Source organism: Ignavibacteriales bacterium (genome assembly GCA_026390575.1).
Classification (GTDB): domain Bacteria; phylum Bacteroidota; class Ignavibacteria; order UBA10030; family UBA10030; genus Fen-1298.
Window position 1 is genome coordinate 80458 of sequence record JAPLFR010000007.1, and the last position, 24447, is coordinate 104904.

The window sequence follows — 24447 nt, forward strand, 5'->3', positions numbered from 1 at the left end:
TACTGTATGATACACAGTTTAGCAAAACGACTGATCGGTTTCTTTATCGGATCCATCCTCTGCACTACAGCGCTTTGGGGACAACAATTCGTACAAGCAACAGAAATAGGTACCATTGGACAAAAAAGTTATCCCATTCATGCTTCGGATTTACTTTGGAAGCAGGAACTTGAAGTTCGGGAGTATATAAAAGCACATCCGAGTGCTCTGCAGCGAACTTCTCTTAAGAAGACAACATCGTTTTCTGTCGGTGCTACGAAATCGTGGTATGCAGATAATTTAATTACACAAAAGAATTCAGATCGCTATCTCGTACCCTCCACCTGCCGCGCTGTTGGAACCAATTGCTATATATTTGTGGAGGATGCGAGCTGGGGATCACGGGTAAGTCAGTCTTCGGTCGATTCTGTACGTATTTACTTTGACTCAAAAACACCTGCCAACCCAGCCAAAGGAATTTATCAGACAGATGTTGATGCTTTCGGCAACCCGCCTGATGTTGATAACGATCCGAAGATTATTATCCTAATGATGGATATAAAAGACGGATATACGAGTGGTGGGACGAACGGCTACGTAGAAGGATATTTTTATTCGTTTAATGAAATCGATTCTGAATCACCAGGTTATAGCACAAGCAATTTCGCGGAAATATTTTATCTTGACACCAATCCTCTTGACCTCGCCACTACAAGCGGACTGTACGGCGGACTTTCTACCTTAGCGCATGAATTCCAACATATGATTCACTTCAATTATGATCGCAATGGAAACGAGTTAACATTCGTGAAGGAAGGATGTTCGGTACTTGCTGAAGTGAATTGCGGGTTTCCAATTTATCCACAGTCATACTATGCTGCTGAACCGAACCATTATCTCCTTGATTGGCGCCGTGATGATTATACGGCTGTTCTCAATGATTATTCACGCGCAGCACGCTTCTTTGTGTATCTGCGGGATCAGGTGGGTATGGGGCTTTTTAGACCGCTTGTTGCCAGTGCCAGCACGCTTACTGGAACGGCAGGTATCAATGCTGCGTTGCAATCAATCGGTGCAGGAGTACAGTTTTCCGATATACTACAAAATTGGTTCATCGCAAATATTTTGAACGACAGGAGTGTGGATACAAAGTACGGATATATATATCCCAATCTCCCAAAGTCAAAAGGACGCGTCTTCCTGAGTCCTAATGTATCCGTTACAAATGATACCGTCCAAAATTATGCTGTTCAATATATCAACTTTAAAAATGGATCGCAGTTAAAAGCCACGTTTACGGTGAGCAATCCGGCATTGATTGTAAAAGCAGTTGAGATTGGCGCTTCATCAAAACGTGTTGTTAATGTTACAAGCGGGGTAGAATTCTCCGAACCGCTTTATGGCAGCACTTATACCGAGGTTCACTTTGTCGTCATGAACACCGATCCTTCACTCTCTTATACTTTTACATATCAAGCCTCCGGTGCTAGTAAACCCATCGAACTGATGTATGACTATACTGAACCTGTTGGCGTTCTTCCGCTTGCTGCAAATGATACTGTTTGCGTTACTTTCGATGCCGTGCAGGATGGAAGTCTCGATTCTATCCGTGTGGCACTCCGCCGCAGTAGTACGATACGAGGGGGAATCTGGAGATCGACGGGCCTTAGCAGTCCGTCTCCCCTAGGTCAACCTATTACAACTAATTTGACGGTAAAAGGTTTATCAACTCCGCCTTCTCCCTATCCTGTTCCGTGGCCTAATTGGGTGACTATTGATGTTCGTTCTTTGAATATTAATACAAACACACCTTTCGCAGTGGCATTCATTGTGGAAGGTGCATATAGTACAACCGATGGAACCACCTACAACTATGTTATGACCACCCTCGCACCTGTTAGCAGTACACCGACAAGTTTTTCTTATTCGTCGGAATCTACAAGCGGAGCTAAATGGTACAATTTCGTCAGCAGTACCGCCCCCGATATGATGTTTAACTATTTAATACGGGCATATGTTAGTTTCCCGGCTTCGGTGTTGTACCCCGGTGATGCAAATAACGATGGCATTGTAGACGCAAGAGATATTTTACCGATTGGATTGTATTATGGGAAAACGGGTTCACCTCGTTTAAACGGATCCAATACCTGGCAAAAGCAATACATCGATCCACCATGGACACCGGAGCAAGCCGGCTATGCAGATTGTGATGGTAATGGCAAGATAGATTCTAATGATGTTATAGCCATTATTCAAAACTGGAATGCAACAAGGACTGGCGGTGTGCCGGCTGGACTCGTACGCAGTGCCATTTGCCAGGAATTGTTGCAGGAGATTGACCGGAATGGTGCGACCGGACCGATGCGTTCTATTCGTAATGCGATCTCTTCCTATATGAATCAATCGCTTGTCGAGCATACGGACAACGTCCCTTTGAATTTTGCATTATACCAGAATTATCCCAATCCATTTAATCCCTCAACAACTATTCATTTCACATTTCCGCAGAAAATACAAGAAGTTCGTCTTTCGATTTTCAATATCCTCGGGCAATTAGTGTGGGAAAAAGTTTTATCTGGTATTGAAGCCGGCACCTATGATGTTTCTTGGGCAGGGGAAACATTCAGCGGATCTAAGGTTGGCAGCGGAATATATATATACAAATTAAAAGCAGGTTCCTATCATGACGTTAAAAAAATGATTCTTATTAAATAATCTCCATGAGGAAAACAATGAAACAATATAGAGTAATAATTCCAATTGTCCTCCTCATCTTAGGAGGTTGCAGCAAGAGCACAACATCACCGGAAACATCAACATATACAATAACACCAACAGCTGGGTTGAATGGGATGATCAATCCTTCAAGTGCAACGACCGTAGAATCTGGTCAATCACAGAGGTTTGTTTTTATGCCTGACGCTGGCTTTATAGTCGATGTCTTATTAATAGATGGTGTGAAGGTAGATTCCTCTGTCGGTTATACATTTATCAATGTAAATACTAACCATACGATCCGTGTCACCTTCAAACTTGCTTCATTCACTTTAACACCGAGCGTCGGGCCGCATGGGTCGATCACTCCATCGAATGTAGTAGGTGTGGATTATGGCGGCACACAGAGATTCATTTTTACACCGGATGCGAATTATCAGGTTGATTCAGTGTTTGTGGATGGAGTGGAAGTTGACTCGCTGATTGGTTATTCGTTCGTGAATGTCACGGCGTCTCATTCGATCCGCGTAGTGTATTCCGCTATTGTTGCAGAAACCTGGACCTATCCATCTAATGGAGCAAAGTTTGCTGCAACAGTATACTCCAGTGCTTCTACAGTACAGAATGGCTCTCGATTTGAAGTGCTGGTGGTCTATTATAATATGACCAATGTTTTTGGAACAGCAATTGAGCTCGGTTTCCCAACCGACAAAATAGCTATACGGGATGTTATAGCCGGCCCGTACATATCCGGCAGTTCAGCACTTATTCTGAAAAAGTTGGACAACACTGCGGGGCGCGTGAGCTTGGGGGCAACATTTACTGCGGGCAGTGGCAGCACAGCTGCTGGAAGCGGTGTAATACTCAAGTTAAAGTGCCGTGCGATAAATACCGGCAGTAGTCCGATTACGATCAATGCGTCAAAACTACAGATTCTCCAACCGGATGGTTCATCGATCACGAATTTTAATACGCTCCAGATTGAGAACTTGACAATGGGAATTCAATAAATGATTGGGTCTATCATTCATTCACTTGAAATAGGAGAAATGAAAAGCCTCTAGAGGAAAAAAAGATTTTCAACGCTTCCGTTATATAAATCATTCAAGCCCTGACGCAGTAATGTGACAGGGCTTTAATATTTTTCTTCAGGGGCAATTCTTCCACCGCTTCATTCTATAATTGTTTCATTACTTATTGTTGACAGGTCAGTTAGCTGAAATGCTTATTGAACACGCATAAGGAAGACAATGATCCTCTATCGACCTGCTTCTGCAATAGCATCATTTGCTCCTCTCGCATTCGATATGCATCATCATGCGCACATCTTCTTAAAAATGATGGCGACGGGAACCACTATTATAGTGTCTTCGTTTATGAAGAGAAGATATTGACAATCATCGACTATACGGAACAAACTGATTCGGATAACAAAAAGAGGATGTAAAGATTGAATATCAAAATAAACGCAGAGTCAAGTGATGATCATCTCACACACAGTGGAAGATCTCGGATGCAACATTATTTCATTCGGCAATTCATAGCTCTTGTTTTCGGTTTCATGGTTTGCACAACCCTTCTTGCACAGCAGATGGAAAAGATAGTGGCAGAGAAGGGCATACCTCCGAATAGCTACCTGATTCATGCATCAGATTTGCTCTGGAAACAAGAGCTTGAAGTGCGAAATTTTGTGGTACAACATCCAGAAGCTCTCAAATCGAGTACACTACTCAAAACCGCATGGACATTCACAGTGGGCTCTACTAAATCATGGTACGCAGATAATTTGGTTACCGGTTTAATCAGCGACAGGTACCAAGTACCTTCGACATGCCGTGCTGTGGGCATCAACTGCTATATTTTTGTGGAAGACTCAAGCTGGATCACTCGTGTAAATCAAGCTGCCGTTGATTCCATACGAATATATTTTGATTCCAAAACACCTGCTAATCCTTCCAAGGGAATTTTTGCTACGGATACTTCCGCCTTCGGCAATCCACCCGATGTCGATCAAGACCCGAGAATCATCATTCTGCTCCTCAATATTAAAGACGGTTACAACGGCAGCGGTGGTTTTGTTGGAGGGTACTTCCAGCCATTCAATGAAATTAATCCCTCGCAACATGGATATAGCACAAGTAATTTCGCAGAGATGTTTTATATTGATACGAATCCGCTTAAGCTTACAACATCAGGAGGGTTAACAACCGGAATTTCAACACTTGCACATGAATTCCAACACATGATTCATTTCCATTACGATCCTACTGAAATATCTTTTGTAAATGAAGGCTGCTCGGTACTTGCAGAAGTAAATTGCGGGTTTCCAATTTACTCACAGTCATATTACGCATCCGAACCCAATCACTATCTCCTTGATTGGCGCAGTGGTGACTTGACACATGTGCTTAACGATTATTCAAGAGCTGCCCGGTTTTTTGTTTACATACGCGATCAAGTAGGTATTGGAGTATTTAAAAAAATAGTTGCCAGCACTCAACACGGAACTGCCGGGATTGATGCCGGATTACAAGCATACGGTTCACCCCTACGGTTCAATGGAATCTTGCAGGATTGGTTCATCGCTAATATCTTAGATGATAGATCTGTCGACTTATTATACGGTTACTCCTATCCCAACCTTCCAAAGGTATTAGAACGAACATTTTTCAATCCTAATGTTGCTCTCACAACCGACACTGTCAAAAATTATGCTGTCCAGTATCTTGCTTTTAAATCTGGTTCCCAATTGCATGCTACTTTTACATCCAGCAATTCTGCTCTTATTATTAAAGCGGTTGAAATAGGATCCTCAAAACGCGTAATTGATGTAACCAGAAATGTTGATTTCACAGAACCATTATTTGGTACCACATATAACGAAATTCATTTCGTTGTTATGGATACGGATCCTAATATTCAAGTAATATATTCTTATACAGCATCTGGTACCGCAGTACCGCAAACGGATGTCCAACGCGTTTCCATTGCTTTGCCAACTTCGTTTATGCTTAAGCAGAACTATCCCAATCCATTTAATCCGAGCACGAACATCGAATACAGCATTCCTATAAAAGGAATTGTAAAAATTGAGGTATTTGATATTCTTGGTCACTCGGTTGCAACATTAGTCGATAAAGTTCAAGACGCCGGTGTCTATCATACAACGTGGACTGGAAAAGCAAACAATGGCATAGCAATGCCCTCTGGAGTGTATTTCTATCGGCTGGAAAGCGGCAGTTTTTCAAAAACCGAACGAATGCTCCTTTTGAAGTAAGATACAGGATTGATCATTGAGAAAGCCCTGCCGCAGAAATGCGATAGGGCTTTTCATTTTTCTCTATTTGCCATTCTTCCGCCGCTTCATTATATTGATTCGTCCAATGCAAGGTCAGCCCAATGAAATCAGTTATTCTTCGCGGCACGGATAAGTTTTACACTGTTGGCAAAATCATTTGCCTCGGGCAGAATTACGCTGAACATGCCAAAGAAATGAAATTCGAAGTACCCGCATCGCCTGTATTCTTCTTCAAACCTCCAAGCGCGATCATCCATAACGGCGGACAAATTGTTCTGCCTGAGATATCGAACGATGTCCACCATGAAGTTGAGATGACCATACTGATAGGTGAAAGGGGAAACAACATTCACCGTTGCACCGCTTTGAAGCATGTTGCAGGATATGGAATTGGGCTTGATATGACGATGCGTGATATCCAGAATGAAGCAAAGAAAAAAGGCCTTCCGTGGGCACTTGCCAAGGGGTTCGATACCTCTGCACCTGTTTCGGAATTTATTCCGGCAGAGAGTGTAGGCGATCCTGGTTTACTTACTGTCCAATTGTTGATCAACGGAAAGCTTCGGCAATCATCTAGCACGAGCAAATTTGTATTCCCTGTCGATAAAGTTATCGCCTACATCTCGCAGTTCATCACCTTTGAGCCCGGAGATATTATTTTCACCGGCACGCCGGAAGGCGTTTCACGCGTAGAGCATGGTGATAAATTAGAAGCTTCATTGCTTGATACCGATAAAAATATATTAACATCTTTGTCTGTAAGCGTGCAATAATAAAGCGAATTGCTGATAACTGACAACTGTAACTGAAAACTGTTTTGACTAAAATCATCACGATAGCGATTCCAAAAGGCGGCGTTGGGAAAACAACAACGGCGGTAAACCTTGCCGCAAGTTTCGCCGTACTCGAAAAACGCGTCCTGCTCATCGACACAGATCCATTTGGCGCGTGCAGTATGTCGCTCGGTTTCACACCGGAGAAAACCAAAGGCGGATTATACGAAGTCTTCAACTTCATGCACTCGATGGCTCAGGTGATTCATCGAACCGATCTTGCATTCTTGGATTTTGTTCCCACAAACATTACTTCCACACAGGCGGAAGAGCGTATGATGCGTATTGCTGAGAATCGCACATTACTGAAAAACATTCTCCGCACGATCGCACCGCACTATGATTACATCATTATCGATACACCGCCATTCCTGCGCGGATTAACGACCAATGCACTCACGTGTGCTGATTCTGTACTTATACCAATTCGGTCTGGGCATTTCTCACTGGAGGGTATTGACAAACTATTCAAATACTTTGACTGGATTCGCGAAGCCGCAAACAAAAATCTGCAAATTGAAGGTATCCTTCAAACAATGTACGAGCCGCACACGAAAGTAACAGAAATAACTGATCGCGAATTGCAATTGCGTTATCGTAAGCATTTGATTAAAACAATTATCCCAAAGAACACTCATCTCACAGAATCTTCGTTTTATGGTAAACCGGCTGTGCTCTTTAACGCCGCATCGAAAGGTACGTTGGCGTATTTAGAACTTGCACGCGAACTCATTAGCCGTCACGAAGCAGCGCAGCAACCTCAAACATCAATTACTACGCAAATCCAATCTGCATAATTTCAGCATTCTCCCTCCTGTCGTTGATTTCGTTCCCCTTTTTTCGTTAATTGATAATGAAATGGACGAGCGGGTACTAAGAGACCACCCTTTTTTATATCAAAGACAGAACCCGAATGAGCACACAAGAACTTTCCAAAGCATATAATCCGAAAGAAGTTGAAGATAAATGGTATTCCTGGTGGGAATCAAATCACCTCTTCCACGCTGCTGTGAATAAAGATAAAGCGCCTTATACCATCGTTATTCCTCCGCCGAACATTACCGGTATTTTAACGATGGGGCATGTGCTGAACAATACTTTGCAAGATGTCTTCGTTCGATGGAAACGTATGCAGGGATTCGAAGCGTGCTGGATTCCCGGAACTGATCACGCAGGCATTGCAACACAGAACGCTGTTGAAAAATCTCTCGCCAAAGAAGGAAAGCATCGCCGCGATCTCGGCAGAGAAAAATTTATCGAACTCGTTTGGCAATGGCGTGAAAAATACGGCAGCACCATCATCCGGCAGCTGCGCAAACTCGGCGTCTCCTGCGATTGGGAACGCGAGCGATTCACCATGGATGAAGGATTATCGAATGCGGTGAAAGAAGTCTTCATCCGGTTGTTTGACAAAGGACTTATTTATCGCGGCAAGTACATCGTCAACTGGTGCCCGCAGCATCAAACCGCGCTCAGCGACGACGAAGTCGATCATGCGGAATCAAACGGCAATCTCTATTATATCAAATATCCGATAGTCGGTTCAGACGAGCATGCACTCATCGCTACAACGCGGCCAGAAACAATGCTCGGCGATACGGCGCTTTGCGTACACCCCAAAGATGAACGCTACAAACATTTGATTGGCAAGACAGCAATACTGCCAATTGTTGGACGTAAACTACCAATTATTGCTGATGATTATATTGATCTGAGTTTTGGGACTGGTGTTATGAAAGTGACTCCTGCGCATGACACCAACGATTTCCTTCTTGGCCAGCGGCACGAACTTCCACAATTGAATATCTTTGACGAAACTGCGCATCTCAATTCATCTGTTCCAAAACAGTACGAAGGATTGGATCGGTTTGAGTGCCGCGCACAGCTTGTGAAAGATCTGGAAGCTCAAAACTTGTTAGTGAAGACCGAACCTTATGTACACAACATTGGCAAATGCTATAGATGCCATACTATTATAGAGCCATGGCTGTCGGATCAATGGTTTGTGAAGATGAAACCACTTGCGGCTCCGGCATTGCGTGTCGTGCACGAAGGTTTAGTGCAGTTTCATCCGGACCGCTGGACAAAAGTGTATGAGCATTGGATGACAAACATCCGCGACTGGTGTATCTCGCGCCAGATCTGGTGGGGACATCGCATTCCTGTGTATTATGCACCGGACGGTAACTATGTCCCGGCACGCAATGAAGAAGAAGCACGCAAAAAACTGGGCGTTGCTGCCGACGTCCCGATTCGTCAAGATGAAGATGTACTAGACACTTGGTTCTCGTCCTGGCTCTGGCCATTCTCTACTCTTGGTTGGCCGGAAGATAATGCGGATCTGCATTATTTCAATCCGACCGACACACTTATCACCGCACCCGATATTATTTTCTTCTGGGTCGCACGGATGATTATGGCGAATATGGAATTTATGAAAGGCACGCCGGGCCGCGACGGCAAACCGCGCAAAAAAGATGAGGACTTGATCCCGTTCCACGATGTGTATTTTACCAGCATCATTCGTGACGAACAAGGCCGCAAAATGAGCAAGTCGCTCGGCAATTCACCTGATCCGCTCGACGTTATCGATCAGTACGGCGCCGACGCATTGCGCTTCACCATCGCGTACCTTTCTCCGCTCGGTCAGGATGTACTGTTCGCGTCGGAGAAATGCGATCTTGGCCGCAATTTCGCTAATAAAATTTGGAACGCCGGCCGTTTTCTTCTCATGAATAAGCAGGAAATCATCGGCGCAGAAAACATCTCCCTCGACACATTGTCGATGGAATATCTCGATCTTGCCGATCAGTGGATTCTCTCCCGGCTCAATCACGCTATTAAATCATTCAACACCTCGCTCAACCAATTCCATGTCAATGAAGCAACAAAGGTGATTTATGATTTTGTCTGGCATGATTTCTGCGATTGGTATGTGGAGATGGTGAAAACGCGTTTTTACGGCGAGGAACCGCAGGATGTAAAAACTGTCGTCGTAACACGTGCGTTTTGGATTTTCGATCAAGCACTCCGTTTGCTGCACCCGGTGATGCCGTTCATTTCGGAAGAATTGTGGCAGAATCTGAGCGACCGCAAAGGACAATCGCTCGTACGCACTGCTTTCCCAATCGCGAATGAACATCACATCAATCAGATAGTTGAAGATGAATTGAACTTCGTCATCAAAGTTGTCGAGGCGGTGCGAAATATCCGCGGCGAGTTGAATGTTGCGCCGTCAAAACAAATTGAAGTGCATATGCATCTTCACGGTGAGTTTGGCGAGAAGTTAGCTCTCGATGCAAACTATATTCAAGGACTTCTCAACTATATCGACCGTCTCTGTCGAGCAAAGACAGTGCCAACATGGGCTCGCGAATCGGAAAAATTTGAACGCCCGAAAGCATCCGCCAGCGCAGTCGTTGATGGAACGGAAATCTATGTTCCGCTTGTTGGTATCATTGACCTTGATGCCGAACGGAAACGATTGGAAAAAGAGATCGCACGCCTGCAAGGATTGATCGATAGTATTGGGAAGAAATTAACAAACGCCAGTTTCGTCGAGCGGGCGCCGAAAGATGTCGTAGAAAAAGAACGCGAGAAACAAAAGAACATGACAATGAATATGGAGAAGTTAAAAGTAAGCTTGGAGCAATTGAGCCAATAAGCTTGTGAGTTAATCAGTAGTAGAGTCCAGTCACCGACTGGACATTTCCATTGCTTTTATATTGTCCGATCTGGTGATCGGACTCTACTTTTAAATTTTCACTTTTTACTTTGGACTTTGTTATGTACACAGCCACAATTGAAACAGAATTCTCCGCCGCACATATCATCCGCGGATATAACGGACCGTGTTCACATCCTCATGGACACAATTGGAAAGTCACGGTCGAAGCGAAAACAGAGGTTCTCGATCATCTCGGAATGAGTGTTGACTTCTATGTCCTTGAGAAAAAGACAGAAGAGATTGTTGCACAATTCGATCACTGCGATTTGAACACGACACCGCCTTTCGACCAAGCTCTTAATCCAACATCTGAGAATATCGCACGGTATATTTTTGAAGAGCTGAAAAAATGTTTGCCAGCAAAGATAAGTCTGTCCTTTGTAGCGATTGGCGAAACTGGAAAATACACCGCAAAGTATTCAGAAGCATAACACGCATTGAAGAACAATTCTTCTCAAGATACTCTCGTCGTCAACGAGATCTTTTTCAGTATCCAAGGTGAATCCTCCCAAATCGGCAAACCCTGCGTCTTTGTACGGCTCACTGCCTGCGACCTGCGATGCAGTTGGTGCGATACTACATATGCCTTTGAAGAAGGCAGGACGATGCACATGGATGAAATACTGGAACAGGTAAAATCGTACAAATGCAGCCTGGTGGAGATCACCGGCGGCGAACCTTTATTCCAGGATAATGTTCACGGCCTCTTGAAGCGCCTGTGTGATGACGGCTATGTTGTCATGATTGAAACCGGTGGTCATCGCGATATCAGTACAATTGATCCGCGGGTGAAACGAATTATGGACGTCAAATGCCCCGGCAGTTTGATGGAAAAGCGCAATCGTTGGGAGAACTTAGAAGCACTGACAGCACGGGATGAAATAAAGTTTGTCATCGCACATGAAACCGATTACGAGTGGGCAAAGAACGTCATACAAAAGTACAACTTAATAGACCGATGCACAGTTCTCATGTCACCTGTGTTTGGTACATTAGAAAATCGTACATTAGCAGAGTGGATTCTTCGCGATCACATACAAGTGCAGTTCCAAATCCAAATACATAAATATATTTGGGATCCGAAGGCAAGAGGAGTATAATGATTACCCAGATTACGCTGATGTACCACTGATAAGAGATTTCGCAGATGGAAAGAATTTGTATTCGTCAAGAAGAATGTGACGAAAGTGATACAAGAAAGAAACAAGGAACCTTCCATGAACCCTATTGACAAGCTTGAAACGTTTGATAATAAATATCCCACACGCGATTATACTATCACGATAGTGAATCCGGAATTCACTTCCGTCTGTCCAAAGACCGGCCTGCCTGATTTCGGTACAATCACGATCAACTATATTCCAGGAAAAAAATGCGTCGAACTGAAATCGCTGAAGTACTATTTTCTTGAATACCGTTCGATGGGTATTTTTTATGAGACGGTTGTGAATAAAATTCTTGACGATCTCGTGTCGATGCTGCACCCAAAGTGGATCGAAGTGACCGGAAGCTTTACGGCGCGCGGCGGCATTGAGACAACCGTCAAGACCGTACATTCAGAAAAAGGGAAACATAAAATTTCATGAGCAAGTCACGCGCGGTTGTGCTGGTGAGTGGAGGAATGGATAGCTGCGTCACTGCTGCTATCGCCAATCTTCAGTACGAATTAGCATTTTTGCATGTGAACTACGGTCAGCGGACAGAACAGCGTGAATTGAAGGCCTTTCATGCACTTGCCAAACATTACGGCGTTCAGCAGCGGCTCATTGCAGATTTGACGCATCTTAAATCCATCGGCGGCTCCAGTCTTACCGACAGGCACATGGCAGTGACAGAAGCCGATCCGGAAACACTTTTTCATTCTAAGAAAAACGATATTCCGACTTCGTATGTTCCATTTCGAAACGCCAACATTTTATCTGTTGCAGTAAGCTGGGCGGAAGTTGTCGGAGCAGAATATGTATTCATCGGCGCAGTGGAAGAAGATAGTTCCGGGTACCCCGATTGCCGAAAAGAATTTTACGATGCCTTCAATACAGTCATTGATTTAGGAACAAAACCAGAAACGAAGATTTCAATCAGTACTCCTGTCATCAATCTAAAAAAATCTGAAATCGTAAAGCGCGGGATAGAATTGCATGCGCCTTTTGAGTTGACATGGTCGTGCTATACAAACGAAGATCGCGCTTGCGGAGTTTGTGACAGTTGTGCACTACGTCTGCGGGCATTTCAAATTGCCGGAATTGAGGATCCAATTCAGTACGCACAACGACCTCGATATATTTCATAACAGGTATACCAGAATGGTTCACCAGAATATAACATATATCGGCGAGTTACGGTGCGAAGCCATCCATGGTCCGAGCAGCGTTCATCTTATCACCGATGCGCCGATAGACAACCATGGAAAAGGTGAAAGTTTCTCGCCTACAGATTTAGTCGTTACGGCGCTTGCCACTTGTGTTATCACAACGGCTGGGATGATTGCTGAACGTGAGAATGTGAAATTGGAAGGCACAAAGATTTATACCGAGAAGCACATGTCCACGGACTCACCCCGCAGGATCGTGAAGATAGTATTAGAGTTTGACATGCCGAAAAGTATTCCACTCAACTTTCGTCCAAAGTTGAAAGCAACTGCTGCTTCGTGCCCGGTAAAGCAGAGCATACACCCGGATGTGGCAGTGGATATTCATTTCCGGTTCCCTGATTAAGGAACAACCATGTTCCCATCAGAAATCCTTCGCAATATTCTCAAACTATTTCAACTCCTTTCACGGGGGTTCAAATCAAGTTTCTCTCTCAATCCATCGGAGAAAAGTATGAATCAACCCGGTACAAATCGACCCATTCCAGTCGCCCATCGCAATATATGTCCGCACTGTAGACTGGATATCCCTGATGGTGCACGCGTATGCCATCACTGCCATCAATTCGTCAGTGTGAGATTCAATCTTGCGAATATTATTACTATTCTTGTTTCTGTCGCAGCAGTAGCAATGTCTGTTTATTCACTCTATATGACTGCGACGCAGGCGCAGGTAGCAAAGAATATTGAGAGTCGCCGCTTCCTCATCGAGACACTTCATAATATGCAGCAGGTACAGGATGAATTGCAGGCATCGCGTGAAAAATCCGGCGGTGAAGAAAAATTGAACGAGAAAGAATTATTACTGCTGAATTACTATCAAGTACTTTCTCGTACATTAGCACAGTATATCAAACAAGAACCGTCCCTGTTCGTGAAAATGCGCTGCACATACGAACCTTCCATCCGGATGAGGCAAAGTCCCTCGACAAAATCTCAGCAACTTGGGACATTATATAAAGACGAAGAAGTTTTTAGACTCGGAAATTTTCGGGACAGCAAGGGTGATATGTGGTACTATGTTGCTAGTGCCGACCAACAAAAGATCGGGTGGATTTATAAGTATCTGGAAATAGTGCAGTAACAAGTCACCAATCCGACCGATTTCAGCGATCGGATTGATTCAGCCTTACCTCTCCGACCCCTTTCAGGGATCGGAGAGGTTCAGTTTTCTACCTTTACTTCATTATCTCTCCAATCGCTACCAGCAATTGGAGAGGTTTTTGTTCTGGAGGCAAATTTGAAATATCTTGATGAACATTTTTACCATGTATTCAATCGTGGATCACGTTCTGAAGAGATATTCTTTTCTGATGCAAACTATGAATACTTCCTGCGTTTGATTGCTATGAATGCCTCTACACACTTGGTTTACATTGGTGCATATTGTCTTATGCCGAATCATTATCATTTGGTATTACAACAGAAAGAAAACGGTTCCATTTCAAAATTTATTCAATCAGCTATGACCTCCTATGTTCAGGCAATAAATAAAAAATACGACACCAGCGGCAGCTTATTCCAAGGAAAAGCAAAATCAAAACTTATTGATTCAGATGAAAATGTTTTACAAGTGATTCGCTACGTTCATCTAAACCCGGTAAGTGCCAAACTTGTGCAAGCGCCGGAAGATTGGCGTTTTTCTGATTACCGCGAGTGGATAGACGATACCTTTCCGACCCCTTCAAGGGATCGGAAAGGTACAACTTTAACCTCTACCAGCTATCGGATTGGTAATTTGCGCAATGCATATTTTGCAAATGCAGAAGAATATCGGCAATTTGTCGAAGAATACCGGATTGAAAAACAAAACTGTAAACTTGAAAAATTTCTTTTTGAAGAAGAATGAGATTCTACGAATCCGACCCCTTATAGGGATCGGATTGGTTCAACGTCAACCTCTCCGACCGCTTCAAGCGATCGGAGAGGTGCAATCTCTATGCCATCCATTTAATCGAGCAACCCATTGACGGATATTGTTCTCCCCTAAGCGGTTTTCCAGCAACAAGATTCTCAATCGCTTCCTTCAATTCTTCCTTCGTCACTTTCGATTCATCCTGCCAGTTGTCATCCAAGCGGCCGTGATAGACAAGCTTCTGTGCGGCATCAAACAAATAAATATCCGGCGTGCACTGCGCCTTGAATTCGCGCGCCGTCTTTTGTGTGTTGTCGATCAGATACGGGAAAGGAATTCCCCATTCCTTTATTTTATTCCGCATCTCGTCCGGTGAGTCATCAGGATAGTCCGGATTGATATTGGGATTAATTGCCAGGACGTTCACGCCGTTTTTCTGCGCATACGTACCAAGTCGAATAGTTCGCGGCCACACTGCCTTCGCATAGGGACAGTGATTACAGGTGAACACAATGAGCAGTCCTTTCTTCCCGAACGCATAATCGCTTACCTGAATAACACCATTTGGATCTCTTAAAATAAATTTTGGCATCTTTGTGCCCAACGGTATATCAAGTGATTCTAACCGTGCCATTACAATTTCTCCTTTCAATCGCTGTGTTAAATCAATCTCTAAAACCAGAAGAATCTAATAAAAGTTTCCATTATTTTCAGGTGCTTGCAATTCAAACGAAATTGATGGACATTTGAGCGTTTATTTCTAATTGTTCATACTGGCATTACTTCTCCGACCCCTCTAAGGGATCAGAGAGGTACCAAATTTTATAAAACTGTGGGAAGCCACACAAAGAAACAACCGAATCATACTATTGAGGTTTCAATGAAACGCACACCAAAGCTGTTCCAAGTCCCTCATATCGATTCCATTCAGGATATGATAATCAAATCAGCAGGCAAGTATGGCGACAAACTTGCGCTCGAGGATTTGAAGGATACGCCCGTCCCAAAAGTCAGCTACAATACCTTATTGAAACACGTGTTCAAATTCGGAACAGCTCTGCGCGATCTCAAATTACCGGAACGAAGCCACATTGCTGTCATCTCAGAAAACCGTGTACAATGGTGCTTGACCTATCTTACGTCAATGTGCTTCAATTACGTTATCGTTCCCATCGATGCGAAGCTGAGCACAAACGAAATTCTCAACATCATCCACGAGTCAGATACGAATGTCATTGTCTTTTCTGAATCTTTCGATTCAATGCTGCGCGAGAAACGCCATTCGTTAAAACATATAAAATATTTTATAAGTATGGATTTGTTGACGAAGAAAGATGGCTTTCTTTCCATGGTCGAGCTCATCAATAACAGCCGCGGTTGTACGGTGGATGCATTGCCTAAGATAGACGTACGAGATATGGCGGTCATTATCTTTACTTCAGGAACGCTCGGCAGAGCGAAAGGTGTCATGCTCAGTCAGCGGAATCTTGCTGCAAATCTCATTGCCATGGTCAGTATGATGATGATCTATCCAGAAGACCGCTTCCTTTCTGTTCTCCCTATTCATCATACGTACGAGTGCACATGCGGATTTCTGTGTCCGATGTATTCCGGTGCTTCAGCACACTATGCCCGTTCACTCAAAACTGTGGTAGACGATCTTCAGCAAGTAAAAGCAACGATGCTTCTTGGCGTACCGCTTCTCTTCGATAAAATGTTCAAGCGCGTCTATCATGCCATTCATGAAAAACGCCTCACATCGATGATTGTACCGCCGCTAATCAGACTAACAGACTTTGCGGCACGTTTTGGGTGGAAGAGTTCCAAGAAACTTGTTTTCGCTGAAATCCACGAACGCTTCGGCGGGCACATTCGCGCATTTATTGCCGGCGGAGCCGCTCCTGATCCGAAGGTTGCAGAAGGGCTTCGCGCTCTCGGCTTTACATTTGTGCAGGGATATGGCTTAACAGAAACATCTCCCATACTCACATTGAACCAACTCGACAATTTCAAAGATGATGCGGCTGGACTTCCACTCCCCGGTGTTGAATTGAAAATTCATTCACCCAACGAAGACGGTATCGGCGAAGTATGGGCAAAAGGGGCTAACGTAATGATTGGTTTTTATAAAAATGAAAAAGCGACTCGTGATGTATTTGAGGACAGTTGGTTTATGACCGGTGACCTCGGCTCTATCGATGAGGACGGTTTCCTTCATATTTGCGGGCGGAAGAAGAATGTCATCATCTCACGAAGTGGAAAAAATGTTTTCCCGGAAGAAATTGAAGACACTCTCCAGCGCAGTCCCTACATTCTGGAGTGTCTTGTATACGGCGAAGATGATCCTAAATTAGATGAAATTATTTCAGCTCAAATTGTTGTAGATGCAGAAGCGTTCATAGAGTTATCGGAAGCCCGCAGAGTACCAATCACCCCGGAACTTATCAATGATGTAATCGCAGATGAAGTAAAAAGGGCAAACGCCGAGCTGACCAGTTTCAAGCAGATCAAAAAATTTACAATCCGTGAGGTGGAATTCGAGAAAACGACAACGCAGAAAATTAAACGCTACCTCGCCCTCCCGAAATAGTCGGCGGTATTCTCATTCATAGAATATACCTGTTCAGCGAAATGATCAACGAGCGTGTGAACATGCAACTGATGTATCATATATGAAACTTACCTTCTCTACGTTTATCTACAGCATCGCGATATTTCAGGCATTTCTCATGTCTTTGTTTTTCTTCATGAATAAAAAAGGAATGCGGTCAAGCAACCGCATCCTTGGTACGTTGTTAGGTCTTTACGGATTCTATTTGATCTTTCTCCTGATCGTGAGCACCGAACAAGGGCTCGAAATTATTAAAATGTATCCCGCGATCTGGCTGCTCTTTGAATTGAATTATTGCTTTGGCCCGCTCCTCTATTTTTATACCCGATCCACCATTGACGGAATGTTCCGATTCCGGGTTAAAGATATGGTGCATTTTATCCCATGTCTTGCTACAGCGGCGATAGCGGGTGCACTCTTTTATAATCTTATCGAATTGAAATGGTTCTTTTTCGTAGATCAAAAAGTTGTCATTTTTCATCTTGCCATCTATATTTGTGTTTCAATGTTTACAGCTCGGTCAAGAATTAAATCCCCTTTCTCCCCGGTTGACGACATACGACTTGCATGGCTTCGGTTCCTGTTCTTCGCCTACATTATTATTCTGGGGACCAGAATTTTTGTTTCGCTCAGTGTTCTGTGGGAATGGAAAGAATTGTTCCTGTTCACCCGTTTTGTTCATATGACTTTTATTTTTGTTTTCTTCAATACAACGGCCTTGATTGCTCTTTTAAAACCGGAATTATTTTCCTTTATCGTTCGATATGAAAAATCGGTACTGAAGGATGCAGACAGGGAGCCCTACAAGCGCAAACTTCTTAACGCGATGGAGAAAGACAAACCGTATTTAGAACCTGCGTGTACGCTTCCAGCGCTGGCAAAAAAACTGTCGATTCCAGTTCCCTACCTCTCCCAGATTATCAATGAGACATTTAATCTGAATTTCCCGGATTTTATAAACCGGTACCGCATTGAAGAAAGTAAACAGTACTTGTCCAAGCTCTCTGAAAGTAAAATGACTATACTGGAAATTGCCTATACTGTTGGATTTTATTCAAAATCTTCGTTCAACGCTGCATTTAAACGGCATGTGGGTACGACTCCCAAAGAGTATAAAAAGCAGAAAGCTGCATAGGTACCACTCATATTTTCCCATCGAGCTGTTTTTCGTTCTCCGTATATTTTGTCCTCATTTATACATTCGGTCGAATTTTTCTCTCTTCCATAATATATTAATTCTCGACAAAGCGGGAAATGCTGATGTTACAAGAAGTTGATCCCTTGTATTACGAAATAAGCATTGTTACCTCATACTATTCAAAAAACTTGGAGTACATATGAAAGAAATAACAGTAATCCGATTAACCCTGCTCACTCTTATCGCAAATGTTCTCGCGGTTACGGCATTGATTGGACAATCATGGCAGCAATGCGGTTCGTTGCCGGAAGCAATGGCGCCTTCAGCACTCGCGGTAAACGGGAAAATTTATGCAGTGAGAGGAAATAATTTTTACAGAGGGAACCTGACTGAACCTTCGTCGATGTACGAATATGACCCTTCAACTAATATCTGGATAAAGAAAGGAACAATGAACACTCTTCGGACCCTTTCGAGCTTGATAGAATTAAACGGGAAAATTTATGCGATCGGGGGCGTGACGAATAATACATACGCAACAAGTATTACGATGGCTGACGTTGAGTCGTATGACATTGCAACCGGCAATTGGCAGACAAAAAGCAGCATCCCAAAATCATTGTATGTCTTTGGACTCGTAACAGTGCAGGGTAAAATATATGTTCTGGGCGGCAGTAATAAAACAATGATAAACGGCACGCGCAAAGACAGTACAAGTAATCAGCTCTACGAATATTCTCCGGAGAGCGACACGTGGACAACCAAAGCAAGCATGCTGAAACACAGATCGTGGTCTGATGCGGTGACAGTGAATAATAAAATTTATGCGATCGGCGGGAATAACGGTATCCCGCTGTCGGGTGAGAACACTATTGAGGAATATGATATAGCATCAGACTCTTGGACACAGAGGGCAACGTTTACGAACGGCTTCGACGGTCAATGCCAGGCGGTGGTCATGAATGGAAAGATTTACACGTTATCATCGGATGTAATCTCAACAGGCGCATTTACGAAAGCGTTGATAGGGGAGTATGATCCGGCAACCGGTACATGGGTGGAAAAAACACAAATGCTGTCCCCGATAATGGATTTTAGTAAAGTAGTCTGCAACAACCAATTATATATGATAGGCGGCCATCTCGTTTCGGGAATGACGTTTTCGAATAAAGTCATTAAATACGACCCGGCAACAAATAGTCAGCTCTCCCTTCCTGACATATCTCAATGGTATAACGCAGTTGTCGAGACGGGCGGAATTATTTATGCCGTCGGAGGAGTCAATAACAGTGGCTCGTACATCAACAGAGTAATAAAGTATGATACCAAAAATGATGCGACCCCCGTTCAGAAGATGCAGAACAAACCAGAATCATTCCTATTAGAACAAAATTATCCTAATCCCTTTAATCCAACGACACGAATAGTGTACCGCATCAACAAAAATGCGCGTGTTACCTTAACAGTCTGTGATCTGCTTGGGCAGAAGATTGCTACCTTGATCGATGAAGAGAAAGCTGCCGGTGAACACTCTGTGAATTTCGACGCATCACGATATTGTTCGGGTGTCTATTATTATCGCTTATCATGCGATGGATTTTACTCGGCGAGAAAAATGCTTATCATGAAATAGTAAAAAATTCTGCCCTTATCATTTGTACCATGCGCCTGATTATTCCGGCAGCTTATCCTTTTGCTAAAGTAAATCTTTGCGTACCTTCATCAAGAGAATCTTCTCATGACGCACAAGAAATATATTGCCCACCTCGATCTCGATTGTTTCTTTGTCTCTGTCGAACGAATAAAGAATCCGGACCTCATCGGCAAACCGGTGATCGTCGGCGGCAGCACAGCCGGGCGAGGTGTCGTCGCATCAGCTTCGTACGAAGCGAGAAAGTTTGGCATTCATTCCGCCATGCCCACGGCACGAGCGCAGCGGCTTTGTCCCGACCTGATCGTTGTGCATGGAAGTCACGGCGAATATGGACGTATCTCCAAGAAACTTTTCGAACGGATGTGCGAGCTCGCACCTATTGTCGAGCGCGCCTCCATCGATGAAATGAATATGGATTTTACAGGATGTGAGAATCTCTACCATAACGATCTACCCGGTTTTATGAAGACAATTCAGAAACTTGTGTCTGATGAATTCAAGCTTCCCTGTACCATTGGACTTGCCTCCAACAAAACAATCGCAAAGATTGCAGTGAATCAGGTGAAACCCGCCGGTATTATTTTCGTTCCTCACGGAACAGAAGCCGCATATCTTGCACCTCTCGACATTGGCGTCATTCCCGGTGTCGGCAAGAAAACAGAAGAATATTTGCGGGAAAAAGGATTTTATAAAGTTTCCGATGTCCAACAAAGGACGAAGAAGGAAATCCTGGACATTCTTGGCAAGCATGGGTTATGGATATACCAAGTAGCATGCGGACTTGGTTCTGATGTGATCGGCGAAGATTGGGACGCGAAAAGCATCTCGCGCGAAGAGACATTCGCCAAAGACATTGCCGACAAAAAAGAACTAGAGAAAATTATTTTTGCATTGACAGAAGATGTATGTCAACAGCTCCGCGAACATGGATGGAAAACACGTACAGTAACTTTAAAGCTTCGATATTCTGATTTTAAGACTATCACACATGCAGAAAGCATAGAACCAACGAATGACGACACGATTGTAGCGCATACTGCACGCTCGCTTCTTCATTCCGCTTATACACGCAATCTCCCGATCCGGCTGATTGGAGTACGACTTACTAATTTCGACGAGGAAGACCAGATGGAATTATCCCTCTTCCCTTCTGAAAAAAAGAAGCAAAATATTCTCAAAGTTGTCGATAGAATCCGTAAAAAATTTGGAGATGATGTGATTCATGTAGGTGGAGGATAATCTCCGACGCACTTCAAAAGTGCGTCGGAGATATAATCGTTCCAGGGGGGACTTCCAATGGCACAAAGATCAGTAAAGTTCACTCAAGGAGAGTACTATCACATCTACAATCGAGGATGCGGACGAGATAACATCTTCCGAGAATCAGAGAATTATTCTTATCTGCTTCGACTTTTTCAAAAGAAACTGCCGCAGTTCCAAGTAACGTCTATAGCATATTGTTTAATGCCTAATCACTATCATTTCATCCTTCGACAAGATAGCGAAATCTCAATTGGTTACTTCATCCAGAGCATTTTCAATAGTTACAGTAAAGCTTTCAACAAGCGGTATAAAAGAAGTGGGACACTTTTTGAAGGTCCTTTTCAGGCCAAACATATCAATAAGCAAGAGTATTTGATTCATCTTTGTAGATACATCCATCGAAATCCTGTCGATGCTGGACTTGTCAAGTCTCCTGAAGAATGGCCGTTCTCTGATTATTGCAATTGGATAGGAGTGAAAGAGAACACATATATAGATAAGGATTTTATTGAGAACATCTTTTATTCTGCAAAGGAATACGAAACTTTCGTTAAAGAATTCGTACCATCTAAGGTCAAAGGTGGATTAAATTCTTACCTTTTTGATTGATTAACTCCGATGCACATTCAAGGTGCGTCGGAGTTGCAGACCCTTTAGCTTCCTGTAAGAGAAAGCAATATCTTAGTATTATACGGCGTTCGTTAAAGCGGTTTGCAGGAACAAACGTCTTTACAGTGCAAGGTGAGCTAAATGCTAATTATAAGACAACGTAATATGTTAATACATTGAAGCGATCAGACTACTTAAATATTTTCTTCAAATTAATAAATAAACTAAAACGATCTCCAACAGTTGTAGAGTATATTAATTATTCCAAATGCAAACTCGACGATATTAATAACGTGTTTGGTAATTGGTATAATTTTTTAAGAATTGCAGAGAACATAACCAATGAGGAGATCGACACTTTTGATCATCTATATGTTGGTGACAACATAATAGAATTAGAATATATCCCGCCTAAAATACTCAAAGACAATAAATTATGGATCATACTTAAGTACATTGAAGCAAAAAGAATACTTGGAAAGCAACCTACGAATACCGAGTTTTCTAGGAATACAAATATTGCTACTACTAGGGTTAGAGAAATATTTGGAAGTTGGAATGAATTTATAATATACATGGGGGACAATCCAATAAATGTTCCAAGACTTGATAGACAACATCAAAAACGAAATCCGACAAAAAAGGTATTAATCCAAGAGTATTTAAAAATACGGAATAGAATGGGCAGAAAACTTTCTGCACATGAAATTACAAAATATGGTAAATACACTGAAAATGTTTATATACATAAATGGGGAACTTGGAATAATTTTCTAAAGGAAATAGGCGAAAGTACTAAATTGTTTAGATCGGGTGGGCCAAGAAAATATTCTGATGATAGCATTATCAAAAAGTACGAAATTGTAAAGAGGAAGATTAAAGATATCCCTAAGTCTAAAGATTTAGATAATATCTACCCAAATTTGTACGAACATTTAGTAAGACGATTTGGAGGTCTTGAGAAAATAAGAATAATGCGAAACGAAAAAAGTAATTCTGACCTTATGAAGGAAACCATAATGAAAATCAAACAAGACAATAAATCAAGGATAGGTGCAAAAATAGTTGCTCAAAGAGTCAAAAGTCTTCAACATTTTCTATCCAATCACGGTGGAATTGAGGCATTTCAGAACATTTACAAGATGTTAAATAGTAATTCGAGTAGAGATGATATTGCAAAAGAATTGAAATTATCGACTGCGCAAGTGTCAAGACTCGTTGATAATTTATTTGAAACAAAATATATAGCACGTAACGAAGTTAGAAAGTATATTGAGTTATATATTGATAACATACAAAAAGAACAAACTGCAACATCTGAATGGGTAAAAAATATTTAAATCTTTAAATGTCTACACTATTATTTATCATAACATTACCGAAAAATATATTTCGTATTACTAATCCGCAAGTGGTTGATTCAAATCCCTCACCACGACAAGGAAAGACCTACCTCCGACGCACCTTTAAGGTGCGTCGGAGGTAAGAAATCCGTATCTTAATATATTATGGCACGATTCAAGCTTACAATCGAATACGAAGGCACTCGTTTCAGCGGCTGGCAGGTGCAAAAAAACGCGCGCACCGTGCAGGGCGAATTCAATAATGCAATTGGCAAAGTTTTCGGCACTCATGGATTTGAGTTCTACGGCTCAGGCCGCACAGACGCCGGAGTCCACGCGTTGCAGCAGGTAGCGCATCTCGACATCAAAACAGTACTCGCACCGGAAATCATCCGGATGAAATTAAACGACGAACTCCCTGCTGACATCAACATTATCGAAGTTGAAAAAGCTGCCGATGAATTTCATGCACGGCACGATGCAATGGCGCGAAGCTATCTCTACCAGATTTCCCGGCGGCGGACAGCGTTCGGCAAGCGGTTTGTCTGGTGGATTAAAGATCCGCTCGACATCGTGAAAATGCGTGAAACAGCAGAGATGTTTATCGGACTCAAAGATTATCAATCCTTCACTGCCGATGATCCTGAAGAAAAATCCACAAAGGTGCATATCAATTCGATTGATGTTCAACAAGCAGGAGATTTGATTCTCATTCGTATCGTTGGATCGCATTTCATCTGGAAAATGGTCCGGCAGATTATCGGCGTGCTGGCAGAAGTCGGCCGCAGGAAAATGCCCTTGAATGACGTTAAGAAATTTCTCCATGCCAAATCTGAAGAACCGGCAAAACTGACAGCCCCGCCATCGGGTTTATTCCTCGAGCGCGTCTATTATAAAGGCGACATCTGGCTGAAAGAGATGAAACCGATGATGGACATTGGTTCAAGGATTCCTGCAAAGTTCGTTAAGATGCACGAAGAATCCGGTGATAAACCGAATGAAGGCAAGCAAAACGACAGCGGTAGGAAAGCGCACGAAGGATAGTATTCCTCTC

Annotated in this window: 22 protein-coding genes; 21 read left to right on the forward strand and 1 reads right to left on the reverse strand. The window is 43.0% G+C overall.

Annotated elements, in window-relative coordinates:
* Positions 1 to 6 precede the first annotated feature (6 nt).
* The 14 genes from NTX44_05375 (at position 7) to NTX44_05440 (ending at position 14769) form a co-directional block, all read left to right on the forward strand.
* Positions 7 to 2694 (forward strand): T9SS type A sorting domain-containing protein, encoded by a 2688-nt coding sequence (locus NTX44_05375; GenBank protein ID MCX6121029.1) that lies wholly within the window; start codon positions 7 to 9, stop codon positions 2692 to 2694.
* A 17-nt stretch (positions 2695 to 2711) separates the two neighbouring features.
* Positions 2712 to 3704 (forward strand): cohesin domain-containing protein, encoded by a 993-nt coding sequence (locus tag NTX44_05380; protein MCX6121030.1) that lies wholly within the window; start codon positions 2712 to 2714, stop codon positions 3702 to 3704.
* Positions 3705 to 3944: 240 nt separating this feature from the next.
* Entirely contained in the window at positions 3945 to 4088 is a 144-nt protein-coding gene (locus NTX44_05385) for a hypothetical protein (GenBank protein MCX6121031.1), read from the forward strand.
* Between the two features lie 56 nt (positions 4089 to 4144).
* On the forward strand, positions 4145 to 5971 hold the full coding sequence (locus NTX44_05390) for a T9SS type A sorting domain-containing protein (GenBank protein MCX6121032.1): 1827 nt from the start codon (positions 4145 to 4147) through the stop codon (positions 5969 to 5971).
* Positions 5972 to 6093: 122 nt separating this feature from the next.
* Positions 6094 to 6765: a fumarylacetoacetate hydrolase family protein gene (locus NTX44_05395; GenBank protein MCX6121033.1), complete on the forward strand. Its 672-nt coding sequence runs from the start codon at positions 6094 to 6096 to the stop codon at positions 6763 to 6765.
* Between the two features lie 44 nt (positions 6766 to 6809).
* Entirely contained in the window at positions 6810 to 7622 is an 813-nt protein-coding gene (locus tag NTX44_05400; protein ID MCX6121034.1) for a ParA family protein, read from the forward strand.
* 116 nt (positions 7623 to 7738) lie between these two features.
* Positions 7739 to 10489: a valine--tRNA ligase gene (locus NTX44_05405; GenBank protein ID MCX6121035.1), complete on the forward strand. Its 2751-nt coding sequence runs from the start codon at positions 7739 to 7741 to the stop codon at positions 10487 to 10489.
* Positions 10490 to 10611: 122 nt separating this feature from the next.
* Complete coding sequence (queD, locus tag NTX44_05410) at positions 10612 to 10983, forward strand: 6-carboxytetrahydropterin synthase QueD (protein ID MCX6121036.1); 372 nt, start codon at positions 10612 to 10614, stop codon at positions 10981 to 10983.
* A gap of 6 nt (positions 10984 to 10989) precedes the next feature.
* The gene (locus NTX44_05415; GenBank protein ID MCX6121037.1) at positions 10990 to 11652 is read left to right on the forward strand and encodes a radical SAM protein; all 663 of its coding nucleotides are present in this window, start codon (positions 10990 to 10992) and stop codon (positions 11650 to 11652) included.
* Positions 11653 to 11769: 117 nt separating this feature from the next.
* Entirely contained in the window at positions 11770 to 12138 is a 369-nt protein-coding gene (gene queF / locus NTX44_05420) for a preQ(1) synthase (GenBank protein MCX6121038.1), read from the forward strand.
* Positions 12135 to 12842 carry a 7-cyano-7-deazaguanine synthase QueC gene (queC, locus tag NTX44_05425; protein ID MCX6121039.1) on the forward strand — a complete coding sequence of 236 codons (708 nt, stop codon included), beginning with the start codon at positions 12135 to 12137 and terminating at the stop codon, positions 12840 to 12842. The genes queF and queC overlap by 4 nt, the downstream gene beginning before the upstream one ends.
* Positions 12843 to 12855: 13 nt before the next feature.
* Positions 12856 to 13266, forward strand: coding sequence for an OsmC family protein (locus tag NTX44_05430; GenBank protein MCX6121040.1), 411 nt, complete (start codon positions 12856 to 12858; stop codon positions 13264 to 13266).
* Positions 13267 to 13374: 108 nt separating this feature from the next.
* Positions 13375 to 14004, forward strand: a complete 630-nt coding sequence (locus tag NTX44_05435) for an SH3 domain-containing protein (protein MCX6121041.1) — start codon at positions 13375 to 13377, stop codon at positions 14002 to 14004.
* A 156-nt stretch (positions 14005 to 14160) separates the two neighbouring features.
* Positions 14161 to 14769, forward strand: a complete 609-nt coding sequence (locus tag NTX44_05440) for a transposase (GenBank protein ID MCX6121042.1) — start codon at positions 14161 to 14163, stop codon at positions 14767 to 14769.
* 88 nt (positions 14770 to 14857) lie between these two features.
* On the opposite strand, the gene NTX44_05445 is transcribed toward NTX44_05440, so the two are convergent.
* Positions 14858 to 15409, reverse strand: a complete 552-nt coding sequence (locus NTX44_05445) for a thioredoxin family protein (GenBank protein ID MCX6121043.1) — start codon at positions 15407 to 15409, stop codon at positions 14858 to 14860.
* Between the two features lie 246 nt (positions 15410 to 15655).
* On the opposite strand from NTX44_05445, the gene NTX44_05450 reads away from it, so the two are divergent.
* The 7 genes from NTX44_05450 to truA all read left to right on the forward strand — a co-directional run bounded on the left by NTX44_05450 (position 15656) and on the right by truA (position 24437).
* A complete protein-coding gene (locus NTX44_05450) occupies positions 15656 to 17365 on the forward strand; it encodes an AMP-binding protein (GenBank protein MCX6121044.1) in 1710 nt (569 codons plus the stop codon).
* A gap of 82 nt (positions 17366 to 17447) precedes the next feature.
* Complete coding sequence (locus NTX44_05455; GenBank protein MCX6121045.1) at positions 17448 to 18521, forward strand: helix-turn-helix domain-containing protein; 1074 nt, start codon at positions 17448 to 17450, stop codon at positions 18519 to 18521.
* Between the two features lie 202 nt (positions 18522 to 18723).
* Positions 18724 to 20157 carry a T9SS type A sorting domain-containing protein gene (locus tag NTX44_05460; GenBank protein ID MCX6121046.1) on the forward strand — a complete coding sequence of 478 codons (1434 nt, stop codon included), beginning with the start codon at positions 18724 to 18726 and terminating at the stop codon, positions 20155 to 20157.
* Positions 20158 to 20262: 105 nt separating this feature from the next.
* Positions 20263 to 21417, forward strand: coding sequence for a DNA polymerase IV (gene dinB / locus NTX44_05465; GenBank protein ID MCX6121047.1), 1155 nt, complete (start codon positions 20263 to 20265; stop codon positions 21415 to 21417).
* A 57-nt stretch (positions 21418 to 21474) separates the two neighbouring features.
* Entirely contained in the window at positions 21475 to 22050 is a 576-nt protein-coding gene (locus NTX44_05470) for a transposase (protein ID MCX6121048.1), read from the forward strand.
* A gap of 293 nt (positions 22051 to 22343) precedes the next feature.
* Positions 22344 to 23390 (forward strand): hypothetical protein, encoded by a 1047-nt coding sequence (locus tag NTX44_05475; GenBank protein MCX6121049.1) that lies wholly within the window; start codon positions 22344 to 22346, stop codon positions 23388 to 23390.
* A gap of 168 nt (positions 23391 to 23558) precedes the next feature.
* A complete protein-coding gene (truA, locus tag NTX44_05480; protein MCX6121050.1) occupies positions 23559 to 24437 on the forward strand; it encodes a tRNA pseudouridine(38-40) synthase TruA in 879 nt (292 codons plus the stop codon).
* Positions 24438 to 24447: the final 10 nt, after the last annotated feature.

What these genes read in the sequence shown, in the direction of transcription:
- dinB (MCX6121047.1), top strand. Translation starts at nt 20,263, where the DNA reads ATGACGCACAAGAAATATATTGCCCACCTCGATCTCGATTGTTTCTTT.
- queF (MCX6121038.1), top strand. Translation starts at nt 11,770, where the DNA reads ATGAACCCTATTGACAAGCTTGAAACGTTTGATAATAAATATCCCACA.
- NTX44_05395 (MCX6121033.1), top strand. Translation starts at nt 6,094, where the DNA reads ATGAAATCAGTTATTCTTCGCGGCACGGATAAGTTTTACACTGTTGGC.
- NTX44_05445 (MCX6121043.1), bottom strand. Translation starts at nt 15,409, where the DNA reads ATGGCACGGTTAGAATCACTTGATATACCGTTGGGCACAAAGATGCCA.
- NTX44_05375 (MCX6121029.1), top strand. Translation starts at nt 7, where the DNA reads ATGATACACAGTTTAGCAAAACGACTGATCGGTTTCTTTATCGGATCC.
- queD (MCX6121036.1), top strand. Translation starts at nt 10,612, where the DNA reads ATGTACACAGCCACAATTGAAACAGAATTCTCCGCCGCACATATCATC.
- NTX44_05430 (MCX6121040.1), top strand. Translation starts at nt 12,856, where the DNA reads ATGGTTCACCAGAATATAACATATATCGGCGAGTTACGGTGCGAAGCC.
- NTX44_05470 (MCX6121048.1), top strand. Translation starts at nt 21,475, where the DNA reads ATGGCACAAAGATCAGTAAAGTTCACTCAAGGAGAGTACTATCACATC.
- NTX44_05380 (MCX6121030.1), top strand. Translation starts at nt 2,712, where the DNA reads ATGAAACAATATAGAGTAATAATTCCAATTGTCCTCCTCATCTTAGGA.
- NTX44_05435 (MCX6121041.1), top strand. Translation starts at nt 13,375, where the DNA reads ATGAATCAACCCGGTACAAATCGACCCATTCCAGTCGCCCATCGCAAT.
- NTX44_05460 (MCX6121046.1), top strand. Translation starts at nt 18,724, where the DNA reads ATGAAAGAAATAACAGTAATCCGATTAACCCTGCTCACTCTTATCGCA.
- NTX44_05385 (MCX6121031.1), top strand. Translation starts at nt 3,945, where the DNA reads ATGATCCTCTATCGACCTGCTTCTGCAATAGCATCATTTGCTCCTCTC.
- NTX44_05405 (MCX6121035.1), top strand. Translation starts at nt 7,739, where the DNA reads ATGAGCACACAAGAACTTTCCAAAGCATATAATCCGAAAGAAGTTGAA.
- truA (MCX6121050.1), top strand. Translation starts at nt 23,559, where the DNA reads ATGGCACGATTCAAGCTTACAATCGAATACGAAGGCACTCGTTTCAGC.
- queC (MCX6121039.1), top strand. Translation starts at nt 12,135, where the DNA reads ATGAGCAAGTCACGCGCGGTTGTGCTGGTGAGTGGAGGAATGGATAGC.
- NTX44_05450 (MCX6121044.1), top strand. Translation starts at nt 15,656, where the DNA reads ATGAAACGCACACCAAAGCTGTTCCAAGTCCCTCATATCGATTCCATT.
- NTX44_05455 (MCX6121045.1), top strand. Translation starts at nt 17,448, where the DNA reads ATGAAACTTACCTTCTCTACGTTTATCTACAGCATCGCGATATTTCAG.